Here is a 19,613-nt window from a genome sequence, read left to right on the forward strand (position 1 = left end):
TCGTGGACCGGGCGGTGCCGCTGTTGCCCTTGCCGGCCGGCGAGGCCGTGTCGTGGGCCGCGGTGTCGTTTGCCGGCGAGGCGCCGTTCGCCGCATTCGCGGCCCGGTTGCCGGTGGCGCTGCAGGACGCCGTGCCCCGGCGACGCAACGAATTCCTGGCCGGCCGCTATTGCGCCGTGCGTGCCCTGGCCCGTGCCGGCTGCATGGACGCCGCGTGGCCGGCGCGGCGTGATGACGGTCTGCCGGTCTGGCCTGCGGGCTGGCTGGGCAGCATCAGCCATACCGCGGACGGCGCGCTGGCCGCCGTGGCGCCGTGCAGCGCATGCACGGCGCTCGGCGTGGATATCGAGCGGATCATGAGCGCGAACCAGGTGGAAGCGGTTCGTTCGCTGGTGGCAATGCCCGGCGAACTGGAGCAGTTGACGGGGCTGACGCCGGCACAGGCGCTGACGCTGCTGTTTTCGGCCAAGGAGGCACTGTACAAGGCGCTGTATCCGCAACTGCGGCGCTTCGTCGATTTTTCCGCCGCCTGTGTCAGCGGCTGGCAGGACCACGCGCTGTCGCTGCGGCTGGCGCAGCACTGGGGCCCGGACTGGCCGCAGGGCCGCTGCCTTCCGGTCGCACATGCGTTCGTCGGGCCGCATGTGCATACCGCCGTCTGCGTACCGGCATGAAAAAAGCCCTGACCGGAGGGCAGGGCTGAAGGGGGATTGCCGGGGACTGGGGCCGGAATGGAGAACTCAGGTGCATGCCGTAACCGGAGCATGCTGAGTCAGCCGCTCCAGTGCAATGCCCAGCATCCGGTCAGTAAACAGGCGGTTCTTGCGTTCGGCGGCATTGGCGCTGCTCCGCCAGTGCTGCAAGCCTTCCCGCAAGCCCGGCACCGTGGGGGGGGCGGCTTCCCGGGTCAACAACCAGTCAACGGTGGCTAGCAATTCCATGCCGAACGGCGATTCGAAGCCATCGATCAATGCCGAAGTGTATTCCAGCGCAGCAGTGTAGGCCCTGGCGTCCTCCCTCAGATACCTGTGCACACAGTCCTTGCGCGTGTCATCGAACCAGATGATGTCGAGCGGGTCGGCATCGCTGATGCGCTTGTCGCAATGCAAATAGCTGCCATCCAGGTCGTTCAGCAGATGATCCAGCCGGTTCGCGTAAGGACCGTACTGGTGTGCCACGAACTGGAGTTTCAGCGGGTTGTCTCCGGGGTTGCAGCGCTCGAGTGCGCGCTCGAGAAACCACGCCAGTTTCTGAATCTCCAGCAGGCTGCATTCCATGCCCAGCACCCAGTAGCGGCGCACCAGCTCGGCAATCAGGGCGCGGGAAGGCGTCAGCTTTTCCACTCCGGCGCGCTTGGCCGCGTTCTGGTACTGCAGGGTTGGCTGGAACACCCGTACCTCGGTATCCAGGTCCGCCAGTATGGCCTCGATCTGTTCACGCACTGCAGCCCACGCCAGACCGCCGTTACCCGCTCCCAGCGGAGGGACGGCAATCGATTTCACTTTGTTTTCGATCAGAAAACGGCGCAGGTCCTGCAGGCCCTCCGTTATCCAGGCCAGTTGCGAAGGGGCGCGCCAATGCTGCTTTGTCGGGAAGTTCACGATCCAGCGCGGACCGTCCAGTTCGTTTACCCCGGTGATGAACATCTTGCCGGTCTGCACTTCACCGGCCTTGCAGGCAGCGGCGTACAGGCGGAAGTTCTCGGCAAACCGTTCCTTGAACATCAGTGCGATGCCCTTGCCCATCACCCCGACGGTATTGACGGTATTGACTAGTGCTTCGGTTCGGGCTTCGAGCAAATTGCCTTGCGTGTAGGTAATCATCAGAAATACCACCCTGTACGGGCATGAACCGGCAGGCTCAGACGGCGAGTCTGAATTTCCTGCTCAATGCGTTGTTTCACTGTGCCGGTGTAACACACGATGCCAAGCAGCCCGGCTACTGGCAACTGCCGGTGAACCAGCGCTTCGGCCTGGTAGCGCTCGAATCTGGCCGGGTCTTCCGGATCGCGCTTGAAGTCCCGTCGCTGCAACAGCGGCCAGTCAATCCGGTCGAGATCAGCCAGGTCCGAATAGAAGTTTGCCCACTGATAGTAGGCATGACTGTCGGTGAACAGAAACGGCACGCCCAGATTCGCCAGATGCGGCAGGCTGGACACCAGAATCACGATTTCCTCGTTTGCCCGTTTCTGGATGCCACCCCAGCCGGTGTGGATATTGCGCAGCATGGGCAAGAATGGCGTGAAATAGAACGGTATATAGTCATTCAGTCTGCCGCCGGGCGGCAGGGGCACCGGATGGCGGGCGCGCCTGTCGCTCAGTTCCGGGTTGCCGATCGTCACCCACCCTGGTGCCTGCATGGCGCTGTTGCCGCAGTGCAGGCCGTTGTCCAGAATCCACGGCAGATTGTTGCAGTGGACGATGCGCCAGATCAGCGCTTTTTGAGGATTCAGGCCGGGGTAATGGCTGGCCATCGATTGCCTCCGTGGTATCGACCTGTGACGGAGCTTTGCCCCTGGGCAGGTCTCGCTGCGGACGGAATCGTCCACTGGCGCCCGGCCCCTTCGCGATGCCACCTGAACGTCGGGTCATGAATGCGCCAGCCGTATTGTCGTGCAGGCTTGCTGCCGATTCCACCACTCCGCCAGCTCACGCAGCATGCGTGTGGCTGGCGGTCGCGGTCACAGACCGAGGGACATGCGCGTCTGGCGAGACGCGTGCGGAACCCTTACTCGATATTCTGAATCTGCTCGCGCATCTGCTCGATCAGCACCTTCAGCTCGACCGAGGCCTGAGTGGTTTCGGTCGATACCGATTTCGAGCCGAGCGTGTTCGCTTCGCGGTTCAGTTCCTGCATCAGGAAGTCCAGTCGCTTGCCGACCTGGCCGCCCTTGCCGAGGATGCGGCGTACTTCGCTGACATGGGTCGACAGCCGGGCGAGTTCCTCGTCGACGTCGATCTTCTGTGCGAACAGCGCGAACTCCTGCTTCAGGCGGTCGTCGTCGATGCTGCCGATGGCTTCGACCAGTCGGGCGGTCAGTTTGTCGCGCCAGCCGGCGAGGATCTCCGGCAGCCGCGGGCGGATGCGGGTGACGATGTCCTCGATCTGGGTCAGCCGGTCGATCAGCACCGCCTTCAGTTTTTCGCCTTCGCGGGCGCGGGTGGCATTGAAGTCGTCCAGCAACTGGCCGACGGCGCCGAGCACCAGGTGCTGCAGGCTTTCGGCGTCGATGTCGTTGGCGGACAGCAGGCCGGGCCAGCGCAGCAGTTCACCGGTGGACAGGTCGCGGATGCCGGGTGCACGCTGCTTCAGCTGGGCGACGGCATCGAGCAGGCCGGTCAGCACGTCCTGGTCGATTTCCATTCGCGGCGCGGTGTTTGCGGCCTGGCTGATGCCGATGCGGCATTCGATCTTGCCCCGGGTCACGCGGGCGGCAATCTGTTCGCGCAACTGCGGTTCGATCACGCGCAGTTCTTCGGGCAGGCGCAGCTGCAGGTCGAGGTAGCGGTGGTTGACCGCGCGCAGTTCCAGCGCGATCAGGCCACCGGGAAATTCGCGGCTGGCAGCGGCGAATCCGGTCATGCTGAGGATCATCGGAGAAGCTCCATGAGGAAGGGAATGCAGGGTCGATGAGCCCGGAATGCTGTGGCTGGCAGACATCCGTGGCCATGGTGGAATATAACACTGCCAGTGGCCTCCCATCCGTACGGGATTTCCCGACTGCTGTATGAGTCAAAACTTATGCGTAGGCGACGAAAAATGTATCAATGCGTCGGATGGTATTGTGTTGGCGACGTCCGTGTGGACAATCGCGCCCTTGATTCCGGTACGCGGGCGCAGCTGCATGGCTGGCGCCCTTGATGTTCTGGGCGGGAAAGACCCCGGTGCCGGATGGATCACTCAGGAGCAGACATGCCGAAAATCGTAGTCGTCGGCAGCATCAACATGGATCTGGTGGTGCTGACGCCGCGCTACCCCGGGCTCGGGGAAACGCTGACCGGCGAACGCTTCGCCAATTTCGCCGGTGGCAAGGGTGCCAACCAGGCGGTCGCCGCCGCACGGCTGGGCGCCGACGTGACACTGATCGGCTGTGTCGGCAACGACGCGTTCGGCCGCGAGCTGTCGGCGCGCCTGCTGGCCGAGAAGGTCGACACCACCTGGATCGACATCGCCGATGACGTGGCGACCGGCGTGGCGGTGATTACCGTTGCCGGCCATGACAACGCCATTGTGGTGGTGCCGGGCGCCAACCATCGCCTGCGGCCCGAGCATGTCGCCGCTGCCGAGCGGGTGATCCGTGATGCCGACGTCGTGCTGTCGCAACTGGAAGTGCCGATGGACACCGTGCTGGCCGCCGCGCGCATGGCACGCAAATACGACAAGCCGTTCATTCTCAATCCGGCACCGGCGCAGCCGCTCGACACCGAATTGCTGGACTGCCTGACCCTGATCACGCCGAACGAGTTCGAGCTGGCCCGCTCGCTGGGCCGGGAACAGGCCGATCTGGCCGAGCTGCTGACGCGGTTGCCGGGCCGGGTGATCATGACCCGCGGCGTCGATGGCGCAAGCTATTGCGATGCGGCCGGCCAGTTGCGCCACCAGCCCAGTTTCAAGGTCGATGCTGTCGACAGCACCGGCGCCGGCGATACCTTCAACGCGGCGCTGGCAACGTTCTGGCACCTCGGCATCGGGGAAGCCGCCCGTCGCGCCTGCGCTGCCTCGGCCCTGTCGGTCACCCGTCTCGGCGCGCAGGGCGGCATGCCCACGCTGGCCGAGCTTGACCAATTCCTCGCCTCAAGGAGCTGAAACAGATGAAAAAGCACGGAACGCTGAATGCCGCGCTGTCTCGGGTCATTGCCGAGCTTGGCCATACCGACTACATCGTCATTGCCGATTGCGGGCTGCCGGTGCCGCCCGGCGTCGAGCGCATCGACCTGGCGCTGAAGCCGGGCATGCCCGGATTTCTCGACACGCTGGCCGTGGTGCTGGAAGACATGCAGGTCGAACGGGCTCTGCTGGCGAATGAAATCAGCCAGCACAACCGGGATCTGGAACATACCGCCACCGCCATGCTGGAGGGCCGTCCGCTTGCCCATGTCCCGCATGGCGAGTTCAAGCAGATCACCCGTGGCGCCCGCGCCATTATCCGCACCGGCGAAGCCACGCCGTATGCGAACGTGATCCTGTACTCCGGCACGACGTTCTAAGGAGTGCGGGTGAGTACAACGCTGGTAGACATGCGCGGGATCTGCAAGTCGTTCGGGCCGGTCGAGGTGCTGCGCGATGTGGCGTTCTCGCTGTATGCGGGCGAGATCCACGCACTGATGGGCGAGAACGGCGCCGGCAAGTCCACGCTGATGAAGATCCTGACCGGGATCCATGCCGCCGACGCCGGCGAGATCCGCATCAATGGCCAGCCGGCCGTCGTGCGCGGCACCCGCCAGGCCGAGAAGCTCGGCATCGCCATCATCCATCAGGAGCTGAACCTGATTCCGGAACTGAGCGTGACCGAGAACCTGTTTCTCGGTCGCGAGCTGACCTTTGCCGGTACCGGCATCCTGCGGCATGGCGAAATGCGCCGCCGGGCGAGCGCGGCGCTGGCACGGCTGAACGTGACCGGCATCGACCCGGACCGCGAGGCCGGCAGCCTGTCCATCGGTCAGCAGCAGATGGTCGAGATCGCACGGGCGCTGTCGCTCGATGCGCGGGTGCTGATCATGGACGAGCCGACGGCAGCACTGACCGAGCGCGAAATCGATGCGCTGTTCCGCCTGATCCGCGAGTTGCGCGCGTCCGGGGTCGGCATCGTCTACGTGTCGCACCGGATGGAAGAGATTTTCGCCCTGTGCGACCGCATTTCGGTGTTGCGCGATGGTCAGTTTGTCGGCTGCGAGGCCATTGCCGATACCGATCTCGACCATGTGGTGCGGATGATGGTCGGGCGCGAGATCGGTGAGCGCTATCCAAAGCGCGAGGTCAGCCATGGCGCAGAGCGGCTGCGGGTCGAACACCTGTCCGACGGCGGCACCATTGCCGACATCAGCTTCTCGGTCCGTTGCGGCGAGGTGCTCGGCATTGCCGGGCTGATGGGCTCGGGCCGGACCGAAATTGTCCGCGCACTGTTCGGCGTGACGCGCAAGAACGGCGGCCGCATCCACCTGGACGGCCAGCCGGTCGACATTGCCTCGCCTGCGGATGCCATCGCGGCCGGTATCGGCTACGTGACCGAGGACCGCAAGAGCCAGGGCCTGGTGCTCGGGCTGTCGGTGCGGGAAAACATGACGCTGACCCATCTGGCCGGCTTCTCGCGCGGCGGGGTGATCACCGCGGCCAGGGAAAAATCCTTTGTCGCGCGGATGATCGAGCGGCTGAACATCCGTACCCGGGACGCCGACCTCGAGGTCAGGGCGCTGTCGGGCGGCAACCAGCAGAAGGTGGTGCTGGCCAAGTGGCTGGCGATCCGTCCGCGGGTGCTGATCCTCGACGAACCGACGCGCGGGGTCGACATCGGCGGCAAGGCCGAGATTTACCACATCATCAATCAACTTGCGTCCGACGGCGTGGCCATTGTCATGATCTCGTCGGAACTGCCCGAGGTGCTGTCGATGTCCGACCGCATCCTGGTCATGCACGAGGGGCGGATCGCCGCCGACCTGGACGCACAGACGGCAACGCAGGAGCGCATCATGCATGCCGCCACCGGAGACACCCAGTGCTGAGTGAAAAGAACCGTAACCTGTTGCAGAAACTGGCGCCGCTGGTCGCGCTGGCGCTGATCAGCGTGGTGCTGTCGGCGTTGTCGCCGAACTTCCTGACCCTGAACAACATCCTCAATGTGATGCGCCAGGTGTCGATCAATGCGCTGATCGCCTTCGGCATGACCTTCGTCATCCTGACCGGCGGCATCGACCTGTCGGTCGGCTCGATCCTGGCGCTGTCGGCCGTGCTCGGCGCCGGCTGGATGTCGGCCGGCATGGACCCGATCCTGGCCACGCTGCTTGGCGTCGGTGCCGGCGCGCTGATGGGACTGGCCAATGGCCTGATCATCTGCCAGGGCCGTGTCGCCCCGTTTATCGCCACGCTGGCGACCATGACCATTTTCCGCGGCCTGGCGCTGGCGCAGACCAACGGCACGCCGGTCACCGGCATTTCCAGCCCGTTCTTCGATCTGCTCGGACGCGGCTATGTCGCCCATCTGGTGCCGGTACCGGTGGTGTGGATGCTGCTGTCGTTTGCGGTGCTGTGGTTCATTGCGCGCAAGACCACCTTCGGCCGCCATGTCTATGCCATCGGCGGCAACGAGGAAGCGAGCCGGATCTCCGGCGTCCGCGTGTCCACGGTCAAGACCTCGGTCTATGTGCTGACCGGTGCGCTGTCGGCGATGGCCGGCGTCATCCTGACCTCGCGACTGAATTCGGCCCAGCCGAACGCCGGCATGGGCTACGAGCTGGACGCGATTGCGGCCGTGGTGCTGGGCGGCACGTCGCTGGCCGGTGGTCGCGGCTGGATCGTCGGCACGCTGATCGGTGCGCTGCTGATCGGCGTCCTGAACAACGGGCTGAACCTGCTCGGCGTATCGTCGTTCTATCAACTGGTCATCAAGGGCGCCGTCATCCTGCTGGCCGTACTGCTGGACCGGCGGCACAAATAAGCCACCGGCCGGAACCTTATTCAAACACGAGAAAGATCATCATGAGCAAACTGATGCAATCCCTGCTGGCCGGCGCGTTCGCCGTGGTCGTGGCGGCCTGCTCGCAGCAGGGCCCGGAGGCCGAACAGCCGGCGGCGCCGGCCAGTACCGGCCCGACCATCGGCCTGGCGGTATCGACCCAGTCCAATCCGTTCTTCGTCTCGCTGAAGAGCGGCGCCGAGGCTGAAGCCCGGGCGCTGGGCATGACCCTGATTACCGTCGATGCCCAGGACGACCCGGCCAGACAGATCTCCAGCATCGAAGACCTGATCCAGAAGAAGGTCAAGGTCATCCTGGTCAACCCGACCGACTCGGCCGCCGTGGCCAGCGCGGTGAAGGAAGCCAATGCGGCCGGCATTCCGGTCATCACCCTCGACCGCTCGGTCGATGGCGGCACCGTCGCCAGCCATGTGGCCAGCGACAATGTCGCCGGTGGCAAGATGGCCGGCGAGTACGTGCTGGAAAAAATCGGCGGCAATGGCGCGGTGGTCGAGCTGGAAGGCATTCCGGGCGCCAGCGCCGCACGCGAACGCGGGCAGGGCTTCCATTCGGTGATCGACGCAGCCGGCGGGGTCAAGGTCGTTGCCCGTCAGCCGGCCGACTTCGATCGTGCCAAGGGGCTGTCGGTGATGGAAAACATCCTGCAGGGCCACAAGGACGTGAAGGCGGTGTTCGCCCATAACGACGAAATGGCGCTCGGCGCAGTGCAGGCGCTCGAAGCCGCCGGCCTGAAGGATGTGGTCGTGGTCGGCTTCGATGCGACCGATGACGCGGTCAAGGCGGTCAAGGCCGGCAAGATGAGCGCAACCGTGGCCCAGAAGCCGGAACTGATCGGCAAGACGGCCGTGCAGACCGCCAAGCAGATCATCGACGGTCAGGCGGTCGACAAGGCGATCCCGGTACCGCTGGAACTGATCAAGCAGTAACGCCTACGGACTGCTCATGAAGGTGTGCACCGACGGCCGCAGCGGCGTCGGTGCACACCAGCATCCGGGGAAACCCCGCTTCGTCCGTTCTTCGCCGGTGGGGAGCCTGATGCCGCCGCTTCGCACCAGCAGTTTCACGGCGAACTTGATCACCTTGTCGACGGCTTTGGCGAATGCCGGTGCGCAGGTTGGTGGTGTCGGCCATGCTGTATTTCCTCCGTTGAATGCGTCGCTATTTCCCCGCCAGGGCGACGCTGTCCTGAAACGCCTGAACCGATTTGACATAGGCCTGCAGTTCGGCCAGCGTCTGTGCCAGCCCGGCCGAACTCATGGCCTTGCTGTCCACCGCCCTGACCAGTTCGGCGTGGGCCTTCGCCATGGCCCGGGTGCCCTTGCTGACATCGGCGAACAGGGCCCCGGCGCCCTGTTGCGCGCGATACAGGGTCCGGATCTGCTCCAGCCGTGCCAGCCGGTTGTCGAAGGTGGAATCGGGGCGGGTCCGGTCGCGGTTGTAGGCGATCTGCAGCGCACCGCGCGAGAGGCCGGCGGCATTCTGCGCATACTGGGCCAGTCCCGAGTCCGGCCCCAGATCGGTGGCGATCAGGGCGGCCGCTTTCTGGACGGCCGGGTCGGCGGCCCGCACGACCGCGCGAATGGCGTCGCGCTGCCGGGCCATCGCATAACCCTTGCCTGCGGCATTGACCGCGGTGGCAATCAGGCCGAAATCCGCCGCCGTCAGGCCGATATCGTTGCCGGTGGCGGCCTGATAGGTCTTGCCCAGCGAGACCAGGGCGCCATTGAGTTCTCCGGATGCGCTATCGATGTCCGCAGCGTAATTCGCGGCAGCCAGCGATTGCAGTGCACTGGCATAGCTGGCCAGTCCGGCCAGCAAATCGAGGCGGAGGGCCAGCGCCTGCTTGCGCGGGTCTTTCTGCCCGGTCTGCCGGTCGGGAAGCGTTTCAAAGAAACCGGTGAAGGTACTGTCGGTCGGCCCGTCTTTCGGATCGGACGCCAGCGTATACAGCTTGCGCTGGATTTCGAGCTGGTCGAGATAGGTGAAGGCATGTTTCGCACTGGCCGACAGCGTGGCGCTTTCCGTGCCGAACTGCCGGACTTGGGTGAGGGATGGCGTACTGCAGGCGGTGATCAGAATGACTGCCGAGACGATCACTGCACTGCGGGTCGCGGGACAGGACGGACGCATGGAGGAACCTCCGGTCAAAGGGGCGCGTGGTATTTCCTGACAAGACGGGCAGGGGATTGCGCTGTGACGGACAGGTTTTCATGACCGCCTGTTACGACATTGGCATAGATCATGAGCCAAGACTAGCAGTACCTGTTTCAGGGTAAAGGTGAAAAAAGCGCCGGATGACAGCCGGTCTGTTATCCGGCGCGACCCCCCTGCCGGGGGAGGCGGTTCATGCCGGCCCGGGCGTGACCTGCAGGCGGCGCGCCAGCCCGGACTGTCGCGTCGGTACCTGCATGACCGCGGCCCGCGCGGCGGCCGGGTCGCCCCAGACGCAGACGGCGTGGCGGGCGCGGGTGACGGCGGTATAGAACAGCGCGCGGGTCGCCAGCGGCGAGTCGGCCGGTGGCAGCACGCACAGCACACGGTCGAATTCCGAGCCCTGTGACTTGTGCACTGTCATCGCGAAGGCGGTGTCGTGCGCCGGCAGGCGGGCCGGAGACAGGTGACGCACGCCGCCGTCGGCCTCGGCAAAGTGGGCGCGCAGGCCGGCCGGGGTGTCGAGCAGGATGCCGATATCGCCGTTGAACAGCCCGAGGGCATAGTCGTTCTCGCGCACGATGACTGGCCGGCCGGGGTACTGTGGCCGGTCGGCCGGCAGATGCAGTGCGCGTTCGATGCGGGCATTCAGCTGGGTCACGCCGTCCGGCCCGTCGCGGTGAGCGCTGAGCACGCGGAAACGGTCGAAGGCGGCGAGTACCGCGGCCGGCTCGTCGCCGTGGTGCACGCAGGCCAGATAAGCGCGGTAGCCGTCGGCGGCGATCCGCTCCAGCGCGGCCGGTGTGCCATTGCCGGCGCTCAGCGCGTCGTCGCCACCGGGCGCCGGTGCCGCGGCAAGGCGGCCGGCGACCGCTTCGCCGTTGCCGGTATGGATGTCGCGCGCCAGCTGGCCGATGGCGCTGTCGGCGCCGAAACGATGGCTGTGGGTCAGCACGGCGACCACCTGACCCAGACGCGACGCCGGCAGCGGGCCGTCCGGCGGTGTCTGGCCGGTGACCGTCGCCAGCATGGCCCGGGTGTCGGCCTCCAGGCCACGGCCGGCGCACAGCGCCGGGAACACGCTGCCGGCCTCGACCGCATCGAGCTGGTCCTTGTCGCCAAGCAGGATCAGCCGCGCGTCTGGCGGCAGCGCATCGACTACCCGTGCCAGCAGCGCCAGGTCGACCATCGACGCCTCGTCGATCACCAGCACGTCGAGATCCAGCGGCCGGCCGGCATGGTGGCGGAAACCGCCGCCATTCGGCTGCACGCCGAGCAGGCGGTGCAGGGTCTGGGCGCTGTCCGGCAGTTGTGCGAGCAGGGCCGGCGGCAGGGGCAGGCGCGCCTTCTGCTGGCGAATCGACTCGCTCATCCGCGCGGCGGCCTTGCCGGTCGGCGCTGCCAGGCGCAGGCGCAGCGGCGGCTGACCGCCCAGTTCGACCAGGGCCGCCATCAGCCGGGTGACGGTGGTGGTCTTGCCGGTGCCGGGGCCGCCGGAAATGATCGCGAACGACGATGCCAGCGCGCTGGCCGCCGCCAGCCGCTGCCCATCGTGCGCAGCCGGCGGCGGGCCGAATACGTGGTCGATGGCGGCCCGGGCACGCTGCGGGTCGAAGCCGGCCGGCGGCCGGGCGCGGGCCAGCAACTGTTCGGCCAGCCGCTGCTCGAATTGCTGATAGCGGGCCAGGTACAACCAGCCATGATCGAGGATCAGCGGTGCGACTTCGCCCGGTGCCCCGACCAGTGCGCTGGCGCGCAGCCGGCTCTCGGCATCGGCCGGCCGGTCGGCACGGCTACCGGGATGCAGGCAGACGTCGCCGTCGTACAGCGCACGCACACAATCGGCCAGCAGTTGTTCGACCCAGCTGTCGCGCTGTGGCGCCAGCGCGCCGAGTGCGGCGGCCAGGTGGCCGGGCAGGCGCGGCATGGCGGTCGGCGCGATCGCTGGCGGGGGCGCGACCGGTTCTGCCGGGGGCGGCAGGTCGGGCAGGTCGTCGAACAGGTCGGGGGTCATCATGCCGGCGTCTCCTCTCGCGGGGTGGCCAGCCGGTCCAGCGCCTCGATCAGTGAACGGGCCGGTCGCCAGCGATGGACGCCGTGCTCGCCGCTGCCGTCGATGCCACGCAGGAACAGGTACAGCACCCCGCCGATATGGCGGTCATAGTCATAGTCGGCCAGCCGCACGCGCAGATGGCGATGCAGTGCCAGCGTGTACAGCAGCGCCTGCAGGTAGTAGTGCGAGCCGGTCATGGCCGCGGTCAGTGTGGCGTGGTCGTAGTCGGCAGGCTGGTGGCCGAGGTGGTTCGATTTGTAGTCGGCCAGCCAGTAGCGGCCGTCATGTTCGAAGACCAGGTCGATAAAGCCGGTAATGAAACCGTCCACGACGCCGAAGTCCAGCTGGGCTGCCGCCGCAATGAAGGCCGGGTCGACCTGATGGACCGGGTCGGCCAGGGTGCGGGCCAGTGCCCGGGCGGCAAAGGTGCGGCTGGAGAAAGTGAAGCCCATTTCCACCAGCCGCCTGTGGCGTGGCAGCGCCGACAGCGTCAGGCCGTCGGCCAGCAGCGGCGTGGCCAGAATCTGCGCCAGCCAGTTGGCCAGCGGCACCTGCCACTGCGCCAGCTCGTCGTCGCTGAACAGTCCGCTGCGGCGCAGTTCGGTGGCGATGATGTCATGGTGTGCGCTGGCCGGCGCGCTGAACTCGATGCGCTCGAACAGCGCATGCAGCAGGTCACCGGCACGCGCGCCGCGCGGAAAGGCGGCCGGCGACAGCGGATCGGGCGCAGCCGGCGCGTCGGCCGGGGCGGGTGCCACTTCACTGCGGTCGCGTTCCGGTGCCACGTCGACCGGTTCGCCGGCATGTGCCAGAGAGGTAAAGCTGGCGCGCCGCCACGAGGGGCGTACCCGGTCGCGCAGGAACGGCTGTGCGGCCAGCGGGACGGTCGTGTCGCGGGTGCGCGGGGCGACGACGACCGGGGCTGGTGCGGCATCAATGTGCTGCTGGCCGACGCCAGGCCAGCTGGCGATGGCCTGATCCAGGTCGGCGGTTTCCAGCGGGCGCCAGACCGTCTCGTACCAGTCCAGCAGGCGCGGAAAATCGAGATCGGCCTGATCGCTGCCGGCCGGTGGCGGATGCAGCAGCCAGGCCAGGGCCGGCGCGAAGGCTTCCGGGGCGCTGTTTTTCGCCGTACCGTGCTTGTCGAGCAGCGACGGTTGCTTGCCGGCCTTGCCCCAGACCAGATGACAGCGATGGCGGGCCCGGGTCAGGGCGACGTACAGCAGGCGCAATTTTTCGGCGAACAGTGTGACCGAGGCCAGCGCCTGCCGTTCCGCCAGCGCATCGCTGCCGTAGTCGTACAGGGTGCCGACGCGCACGGTCGAGCGGGCATGGGCATGCCACAGCGCGCCATTCCAGGCGAACGGCAGGAACACGACCGGGTATTCCAGTCCCTTGGACGCGTGCACGGTGACGATGCGCACGCGCTGGGCATCGCTTTCCAGCCGCAGCAGGGTTGATTCGCCGCCCCGGGCCGCATCGCGTTCGCGCGCCAGCCAGTCGATGACGGCATTCAGTCCGTGCAGGCGTTCGCTTTCGCCGGCAATCAGTTCGCCAAGGTGCAGCCAGTTGGTCAGCCGGCGTTCGCCATTGCCGAGTGCGACCAGACGCGCGGCGTGGCCGGTAGCGAACAGCCAGTCGCGGAACATCGACATGAACCCCTGTTCCTGCCAGCGCGTGCGCCAGTCGGCGTAGCGGGCCAGTTCGGCATCGAGCGCCTCGCCATCCTCGTGCAGGCGGTACAGGCCGCCGGCATCCAGCGCCGAGCCGGTCAGCGCGGCGGCGCGACGCACCTTGCCGGCATTGGCCGGGTCGGCCACGGCCTCCAGCAGCAGCTGCAGTTCACCGGCCTCGGCGCTGGCCAGTACGCTGTCGCGCGTCTGCAGCACGCTGGGCACGCCGCGCACGGCCAGGGCGGCGGCGACCTGGGCGCCCTGCCAGTGGGTATCGACCAGCACGGCGATGTCGCCGGCCTGCAGTGGCCGCGGTCCGACCGTCAACCGGCCGTCGAGACCGGCGGCGACCTGGCGTGCTATCTCGTTGGCGACGGCGGCCACCGCCAGTGCGGTGGCGTCACCCTTGTTCAGCGCGGCATCGTCCGGCAGCGACCAGACCGTCATTGCCGCATGGCCATCGCCGGCCATGCCGTCATCCGCCCCCGGGCGGGCGTGGACCGGCTCGAACGGGATGCCGCGAAAACCGAACGGGTTGCCGGTGCGCGCAAACAGCGCATTGACGGCTTCGATCAGCGCACGGTCCGAGCGCCAGTTGGTATCCAGGTGATGGCGGGCCCGGGCGGTATCGCGCGCCTGCAGATAGGCGTGGATGTCGGCGCCGCGAAAGCCGTAGATCGCCTGCTTCGGGTCACCGACGTAGAACGCTGCGCCGCGCTGGCCGTAGATGGCGTGGAAAATGCGGAACTGGGTGGGGTCGGTGTCCTGAAATTCGTCGATCAGCGCCAGCGGATAGCGCTCGGCCAGCCGTGCCGCCAGCGTATCGCCATGGGCCGGATCGGCCAGCGCCGCATCGAGCTTGCCGAGCAGGTCATCGTAAGACAGCAGCCGGCGCTCGGCCTTCAGCGCCGGCAGCCGGTCGCGGCATTCGCGCGCGGCAGCGGCCAGCAGGCCGGTGCGTGCGTCGTCGAGCCAGTTCCAGTGGCCGAGCAGGCGTTCGACCGCGGCAAAGAATGGATGGGCAGGTACATCAGCGCCGGCCTTGACGCTGGCCGCCAGCACCGCCGGCGTGAAATAGCCGAGTTTGTCGCCGGGCGAGCGGGTCGGGGCGATGCGGCTGGCGAACAGCTGGTCGACGGCAAGCAGGCGCGCTTCAACATAGTCGGCGCGGTAGATATTGGCTTTCAGCGCGCCGCCGAGCAGCAGCGAGCGCACGCTGTCGCGGGTGCCGTCGGCATGCCACAGCTGCCAGGCGGCGTCAAAGTCGGCTTCCAGCGCGGCCAGTGCCTGGCGATTGGCCGGTGCCCGGGTTTCGCCGTCGGCTGGCAGGATCTCCATGTCCGGGCGGGCGACGGCCGGGGCAATCAGCCGCCGCCAGACATCGGCGTTTTCGCCCTGTTCAGCCAGGTAGCGGGCGATCAGCGGATGGCGGTCGACCACGGTGGTCCGCCACGCATCGTCGACCAGCTCGGCGATCAGCGCATTCTCGTCCGGCACCAGCTCGGCGTCGAACGGCATCGCGCACTCGAACGCGCGATCGGTCAGCACGCGCTGGCAGAAGCTGTGAATGGTGTAGACCGCCGCCTCGTCCATGGTGCGGATGGCGTAGGTCAGCCGCCGCAGCGCACGCTCGCGGCTGACGCCGGCCGTGTCCAGTGCGGCTGGCAGCCGTGACAGGAAGGCATCGCTGCCGGGTTCGCGCTCGCCGCCGAGCACCGCGTGCGCATCGACCATGCGCTGGCGGATGCGGTCGCGCAGCTCGGCCGTTGCCGCCTTGGTGTAGGTGACGATCAGCAGCTCACTGACCGCATGGCCGTGCTCGGCCACCAGCCGTACCGCCAGCGAACTGAGGGTCCAGGTCTTGCCGGTGCCGGCGCTGGCTTCGATCAGTTGCACGCCCTGCGGCTGCAGGGCGAACAGGTCGAGGGCTTCGGACATGTCGGGGCCTATTTCCATGATTCCAGATGGTCCAGCAAAGGCAGCACGATGCGCCCGGCCCAGTGTTCGAAGCCGTCGGGTGGCGTGTCGCGCTCGCCGAAGGCCGCGCGGGCATACGGGTTGTCGCCGTCGCCGCGCCGGTCGCCATCGCTGTTCCAGCTCTTCTGCGCGACTGCCGCGCCGGGCTTGTCGCCCCGGACGGCTTCGCCCCAGGCCAGCGCGGTGCGCGGAAAGAACGGCAGGGCGGACTGCTGGCCCTGCAGAAAGCCGTCGACCAGTTCGCCCAGCCGGGCCCGGGCATCGGCGGCAGCCAGCGGCCGCAACCGGCGCGCATCGACCGCGTCCTTGCCCCGGGCCAGCACGCCGGTGACCGGTGCCGGCAGTGTGTCCGGCCAGCCGGCGCACAGCGCCAGATGCTCGATCCACAAGACAATCAGGTCGGACGGGAACAGCCCGCCCGGGCGCAGCACGGTGCGGTTGGGGCGGCCGTCCGGGTGCCGTTCGACATCGCTCAGCCGGCCGCTCAGGCGCAGGGTCTGGCCGGTGCCGGCAGGCAGCGGCAGATCGACGTCGAACGGCGCGGTGTCGCCACCGGCGACTTCCCGGGCCCGGCTTTCCAGCACATCGACCACGCGCTGTTCCTGGCGCAGCAGCGCGCTGCCGTACTCGCCATGCGGCAGCAGCCCGCCGGCGCGGGCGCGATCGAGCAACTGGTGGCCGTCATCGCCATCGGCAATGGCGGCGAACAGGGTGCGGGTCAGCTGCTGGCGGTCATTGAAGTCCAGGGCGAACGGATCGCGACCGTCCAGCGGGCTGCTGTCGTGGTCCAGCCACAGGCCGAGACGCTGGCGCAGCAGCCAGCGGGCCGGGTGGCGCCAGAAGCGGACCAGTGTGTCGAGTTCGAGCAGGGCCGGGATTTCGACCGCCGGCAGCACGATGCCGTTGGCGAACAGCCCGGCGGCCGGGCGGCCGGCCTGCCCTGCATGCAGCAGGGTGGCCAGCTCGGCGTGGATGGCCAGATGGCCGGGTGGCAGTGGCGGGGCGGCGCCAAAATAGCGCGGGCTGAACGGCTGCAGCGCATGGCGCACACACAGCGCCGGCAGCAGCGGTGCGCCGGACGCCAGCCGGTAGCCGCGTTCGATGACATCCATCAGCTCGGCGACGACCGGCGATGGCGGCAGCTCGGCCAGATCGCGCTCGTTCTGGCCGATATAGCTGATCAGCAGCCGTTCGCGTGCGGCAAGCAGGGTTTCGACAAACAGCGAACGGTCATCATGCCGGCGCGAACGGTCGCCAGGACGCGGGTGGCGGGCGATCAGATCGAAACCGGGCGCGCGTGGCTGACGCGGGAAGTCGCCGTCGTTCAGGCCGAGCAGGACGATGACCCGGAACGGCACGCCGCGCAACTGCACCAGCGCACCGACGGTCATGCCGCCGGCCAGGTGGCGGCTGTGTTCGGGTGTACCGCTCAGCCGCGCTTCCAGCCGGGTGCGGGCCAGTGCATACGGCACGGCGGTGCGGTCGCCGGCGGCGCGGCTCTCTTCCTGCAACGCCGCCACTGCCGCCTGCACGCGCTCGAACGGCAGGGCCTCGTCGTCGTCAGCCTGCAGCAGGTCGTCGAGCAGCGCTTGCAGCAGGGCGAACCACTGCGGTGCCGGACGGTCTTCGCGGCAGGCATCGTCGAATGCCGCCAGTCGTGCAAACAGTTCGCACAGGCGGCCCAGGGTTTCCCCGTCGGCGCCTTCCGGCCCCGGGCTTGGCAGCCAGGCCACGTCGTCGGGCGTGTACAGCGCGGCCTCTGCGCTGCTGGCCGGCGGCAGGGCGAAGCCGAGCAGCAGCCGGGTCAGCCCGAAAGCCCAGGTGTTCTGCTGTTCCGCCGGCTGGCCGAAGCGTTCGCGGTGCGCGGCATCGCGGCCCCAGCGCACGCCGGCTGTCGCCAGCCAGTGGGCGATGCGGTCACCGTCGGCGGCGGACAGACCGAAACGGCGTCGCAGCGCCGGCAGGGCGAGCAGATCGGTGATGCGCTCGACCTCGAAGCGGCTGCCGGGCAGGGCAATCAGGCCGAGTACGGTGGCGTACAGCGGGTGTTCGCGCGCCAGCGCGCGGTCGGCGATCGAGTAGGCCAGTCGCGGCCGCTCGTCGACGCGATCGGTGCCGAACACGGCGTCGATGCATGGTGCATAGCGGTCGATATCGGCCGCCAGCAGCGCGACGTCGCTGGCAGTCAGGGTTGGATCGGCGTCGAACAGGGTCAGCAGGCGGTCATAGACGGCCTCGACCTCGCGCATCGGGCTGGAGGCTGCATGGAATTCGATGCTGCGGTCGTCGTCGGCCACGACCAGGGTATTGTCGTGGGCACGGCTGCGGTCGGTCAGATGCAGCAGGTCGTCCTGCAATTCAAGCAGCAGCGGGCGGGGTGCCTCGTCGGCGTGGCGGTTGCTGATGAACACCGGGGTCGATTCGGCTGGTTCCAGGGTCAGGATCTGGCCGAGAAAATCGCGCCACTGCTTGCCGAGCGAGGCCAGCAGCGGGTGGCCGACATCGAGGTGCAGCGTGTCGGCGTCGTCGGTTTCGGTGATGCCGGCGCGCAGTTGCTCACTGTAGTCGCGCACGTCGCCCCACCATTGCGACGACGGGTCGAGCAAATAGAAATCGACGGTACGGTGGCGGGCGATGGCCTGCAGCAGGCGCTGGTACATCGGCGGCAGGCTGGCCGGGGCGAACACCGACAGCCGGGGCGGCAGATCCTCCGGCAACTGGCCGGCCTCCAGCGCCTGCAGCGCCAGGCCCAGCGATTCGGCCCGGTGCGGCGCCGGTTCATCGGCCACCAGCGTGGCCCACAGCGTGGCCTGCCATTCCTCGTGCGGGCCGAGGTCGCAGCGCTCACCGCGTTCCCAGGCCGCGACCCACAGTGGCCGGTACAGCAGGTACTGGTCGAATACATCGGCAATGCGCGCGGCCAGATCGAAGCGGAACACCGCATCGCCCTGGCCGAGATAATGCGCCAGCAGCGGATCGGCGGCCGCGCCGTTCCCGCGCTCCAGCAGGTCGAATACCCGCCAGCTCAGCACCTCGGGCGTATACGGCGACAGCGGCTCGGCCGCATGCCGCTCGGGCCGGGTCAGTTGCCAGGCCAGCCGTGCCGGAAACAGAAACTGGAAATGGGCGGCGATGCCGCACTGGCTGGCGATGCGCTGGGTCAGCCAGCGCTCGACCGCGCGCCCCTGCACCAGCACGACCTCGGGCGCCAGCGGGTCGCCATGACCGAACTGGGCAATCAGGATCTGGGCGAGAACTTCGAGGCGGTTGGAACGATAGAGCGTCAGCATGGGCAGGAGGCAAAAACGACCGGAGCGGCCATCTTACATGGCCGCTCCGGGGGATGCCGGCTTGCCGTCAGCTCAGTTGGCGACGACCGGTTCGATCAGCACTTCCACCCGGCGGTTCATCTGCTTGCCGTATTCGGTGGCATTGCTGGCGCGCGGGCGGCTGGCGCCGACACCCTGGTAGCCGAGGCGCTGGCTGTTGACCTGCTTGCCGAGGAAGTAGTCATACACCGATCTGGCACGGTTCTGCGACAGCGGCACGTTGATGCGGTCGTTGCCGCTGGAGTCGGTATGGCCGGTGATGACCAGCGTGGTCTTGCCGTACTTGTTGACGATGCGCGAGATGGTGTCCAGCGTCGGCATGAAACCCGGCTTCAGTGCCGCCGAATTGGTATCGAAGGCGGTGGCGCTGGTCATGGTGACCATGATGGTGTTGTCGGCACGCTTCTGCACGTCGATGGCCCCGGCCTGGATCTGCGAGGCGAGCTGTTTCTGGAAATCCCTGGCCTGCTGGTCCATGTAGTAGCCGACCCCGGCACCGGCCAGCCCGCCGCCGACCGCACCAATCAGTGCGCCCTTGCCGCGATTCTTGTGATTGATGGCGGCACCGACAGCGGCACCGCCGAGGGTGCCGATGATGGCGCCCATGGTGGTGTCGTTGGTTGGCAGGCGATTGCCGTATTCGTCAGTGGCGCAACCGGTGAGGGTGACGGCCGCGATCAGGGCGGCGAGGAGAGCGGGGCGACGGAACGACATGAAGATCCTTTGGTGCTGAGTCAATA

Annotated in this window: 15 protein-coding genes; 6 read left to right on the forward strand and 9 right to left on the reverse strand. The window is 67.5% G+C overall.

Translation table 11 applies throughout. The annotated features are described in order from the left end of the window. Nucleotides 1–14 precede the first annotated feature (14 nt). Complete coding sequence (locus tag ACYVG8_RS12845; RefSeq protein WP_460745984.1) at nt 15–674, forward strand: 4'-phosphopantetheinyl transferase family protein; 660 nt, start codon at nt 15–17, stop codon at nt 672–674. Between the two features lie 66 nt (nt 675–740). On the opposite strand, the gene darG is transcribed toward ACYVG8_RS12845, so the two are convergent. The 3 genes from darG to ACYVG8_RS12860 form a co-directional block, all read right to left on the reverse strand. After that, nucleotides 741–1,823: a type II toxin-antitoxin system antitoxin DNA ADP-ribosyl glycohydrolase DarG gene (gene darG, locus ACYVG8_RS12850; protein WP_460745985.1), complete on the reverse strand. Its 1,083-nt coding sequence runs from the start codon at nt 1,821–1,823 to the stop codon at nt 741–743. Further along, nucleotides 1,823–2,473: a type II toxin-antitoxin system toxin DNA ADP-ribosyl transferase DarT gene (gene darT, locus ACYVG8_RS12855; protein ID WP_460745987.1), complete on the reverse strand. Its 651-nt coding sequence runs from the start codon at nt 2,471–2,473 to the stop codon at nt 1,823–1,825. The genes darG and darT overlap by 1 nt, the downstream gene beginning before the upstream one ends. Before the next feature lie 254 nt (nt 2,474–2,727). Then, entirely contained in the window at nt 2,728–3,594 is an 867-nt protein-coding gene (locus ACYVG8_RS12860) for a YicC/YloC family endoribonuclease (RefSeq protein ID WP_028499363.1), read from the reverse strand. 318 nt (nt 3,595–3,912) lie between these two features. On the opposite strand from ACYVG8_RS12860, the gene rbsK reads away from it, so the two are divergent. The 5 genes from rbsK to rbsB are packed head-to-tail and all read left to right on the forward strand — an operon-like array spanning nt 3,913 to nt 8,616. Next, the gene (rbsK, locus tag ACYVG8_RS12865; RefSeq protein ID WP_028499362.1) at nt 3,913–4,806 is read left to right on the forward strand and encodes a ribokinase; all 894 of its coding nucleotides are present in this window, start codon (nt 3,913–3,915) and stop codon (nt 4,804–4,806) included. 5 nt (nt 4,807–4,811) lie between these two features. Continuing rightward, complete coding sequence (gene rbsD, locus ACYVG8_RS12870) at nt 4,812–5,207, forward strand: D-ribose pyranase (protein ID WP_028499361.1); 396 nt, start codon at nt 4,812–4,814, stop codon at nt 5,205–5,207. A gap of 9 nt (nt 5,208–5,216) precedes the next feature. Next, nucleotides 5,217–6,719, forward strand: a complete 1,503-nt coding sequence (locus ACYVG8_RS12875) for a sugar ABC transporter ATP-binding protein (protein ID WP_460745988.1) — start codon at nt 5,217–5,219, stop codon at nt 6,717–6,719. Then, the gene (locus ACYVG8_RS12880; protein WP_233495262.1) at nt 6,713–7,651 is read left to right on the forward strand and encodes an ABC transporter permease; all 939 of its coding nucleotides are present in this window, start codon (nt 6,713–6,715) and stop codon (nt 7,649–7,651) included. The genes ACYVG8_RS12875 and ACYVG8_RS12880 overlap by 7 nt, the downstream gene beginning before the upstream one ends. Before the next feature lie 41 nt (nt 7,652–7,692). Next, the gene (rbsB, locus tag ACYVG8_RS12885; RefSeq protein WP_028499358.1) at nt 7,693–8,616 is read left to right on the forward strand and encodes a ribose ABC transporter substrate-binding protein RbsB; all 924 of its coding nucleotides are present in this window, start codon (nt 7,693–7,695) and stop codon (nt 8,614–8,616) included. Here rbsB and ACYVG8_RS12890 read toward each other — a convergent pair. From ACYVG8_RS12890 to ACYVG8_RS12915, 6 genes are all read right to left on the reverse strand, one after another. Then, entirely contained in the window at nt 8,606–8,821 is a 216-nt protein-coding gene (locus ACYVG8_RS12890; protein WP_146745091.1) for a hypothetical protein, read from the reverse strand. The genes rbsB and ACYVG8_RS12890 overlap by 11 nt on opposite strands. A gap of 27 nt (nt 8,822–8,848) precedes the next feature. Continuing rightward, nucleotides 8,849–9,820, reverse strand: a complete 972-nt coding sequence (locus ACYVG8_RS12895) for a hypothetical protein (RefSeq protein WP_028499357.1) — start codon at nt 9,818–9,820, stop codon at nt 8,849–8,851. Between the two features lie 214 nt (nt 9,821–10,034). Beyond that, nucleotides 10,035–11,858, reverse strand: a complete 1,824-nt coding sequence (gene recD / locus ACYVG8_RS12900) for an exodeoxyribonuclease V subunit alpha (RefSeq protein WP_460745990.1) — start codon at nt 11,856–11,858, stop codon at nt 10,035–10,037. Then, nucleotides 11,855–15,505: a UvrD-helicase domain-containing protein gene (locus tag ACYVG8_RS12905; protein ID WP_460745991.1), complete on the reverse strand. Its 3,651-nt coding sequence runs from the start codon at nt 15,503–15,505 to the stop codon at nt 11,855–11,857. Before ACYVG8_RS12905 ends, recD begins: the two co-directional genes overlap by 4 nt. Before the next feature lie 8 nt (nt 15,506–15,513). Further along, nucleotides 15,514–18,834 carry an exodeoxyribonuclease V subunit gamma gene (recC, locus tag ACYVG8_RS12910; RefSeq protein WP_460745992.1) on the reverse strand — a complete coding sequence of 1,107 codons (3,321 nt, stop codon included), beginning with the start codon at nt 18,832–18,834 and terminating at the stop codon, nt 15,514–15,516. 72 nt (nt 18,835–18,906) lie between these two features. Continuing rightward, nucleotides 18,907–19,587: an OmpA family protein gene (locus ACYVG8_RS12915; RefSeq protein ID WP_028499355.1), complete on the reverse strand. Its 681-nt coding sequence runs from the start codon at nt 19,585–19,587 to the stop codon at nt 18,907–18,909. Nucleotides 19,588–19,613: the final 26 nt, after the last annotated feature.

The organism is Microvirgula curvata (assembly GCF_054781615.1).

Excerpts from the sequence above, each read along its gene's own strand:
- darG (WP_460745985.1), bottom strand. The coding sequence starts at position 1,823 with ATGATTACCTACACGCAAGGCAATTTGCTCGAAGCCCGAACCGAAGCA.
- darT (WP_460745987.1), bottom strand. The coding sequence starts at position 2,473 with ATGGCCAGCCATTACCCCGGCCTGAATCCTCAAAAAGCGCTGATCTGG.
- ACYVG8_RS12860 (WP_028499363.1), bottom strand. The coding sequence starts at position 3,594 with ATGATCCTCAGCATGACCGGATTCGCCGCTGCCAGCCGCGAATTTCCC.
- rbsK (WP_028499362.1), top strand. The coding sequence starts at position 3,913 with ATGCCGAAAATCGTAGTCGTCGGCAGCATCAACATGGATCTGGTGGTG.
- rbsD (WP_028499361.1), top strand. The coding sequence starts at position 4,812 with ATGAAAAAGCACGGAACGCTGAATGCCGCGCTGTCTCGGGTCATTGCC.
- rbsB (WP_028499358.1), top strand. The coding sequence starts at position 7,693 with ATGAGCAAACTGATGCAATCCCTGCTGGCCGGCGCGTTCGCCGTGGTC.
- ACYVG8_RS12890 (WP_146745091.1), bottom strand. The coding sequence starts at position 8,821 with ATGGCCGACACCACCAACCTGCGCACCGGCATTCGCCAAAGCCGTCGA.
- ACYVG8_RS12895 (WP_028499357.1), bottom strand. The coding sequence starts at position 9,820 with ATGCGTCCGTCCTGTCCCGCGACCCGCAGTGCAGTGATCGTCTCGGCA.
- recD (WP_460745990.1), bottom strand. The coding sequence starts at position 11,858 with ATGATGACCCCCGACCTGTTCGACGACCTGCCCGACCTGCCGCCCCCG.
- ACYVG8_RS12905 (WP_460745991.1), bottom strand. The coding sequence starts at position 15,505 with ATGTCCGAAGCCCTCGACCTGTTCGCCCTGCAGCCGCAGGGCGTGCAA.
- recC (WP_460745992.1), bottom strand. The coding sequence starts at position 18,834 with ATGCTGACGCTCTATCGTTCCAACCGCCTCGAAGTTCTCGCCCAGATC.
- ACYVG8_RS12915 (WP_028499355.1), bottom strand. The coding sequence starts at position 19,587 with ATGTCGTTCCGTCGCCCCGCTCTCCTCGCCGCCCTGATCGCGGCCGTC.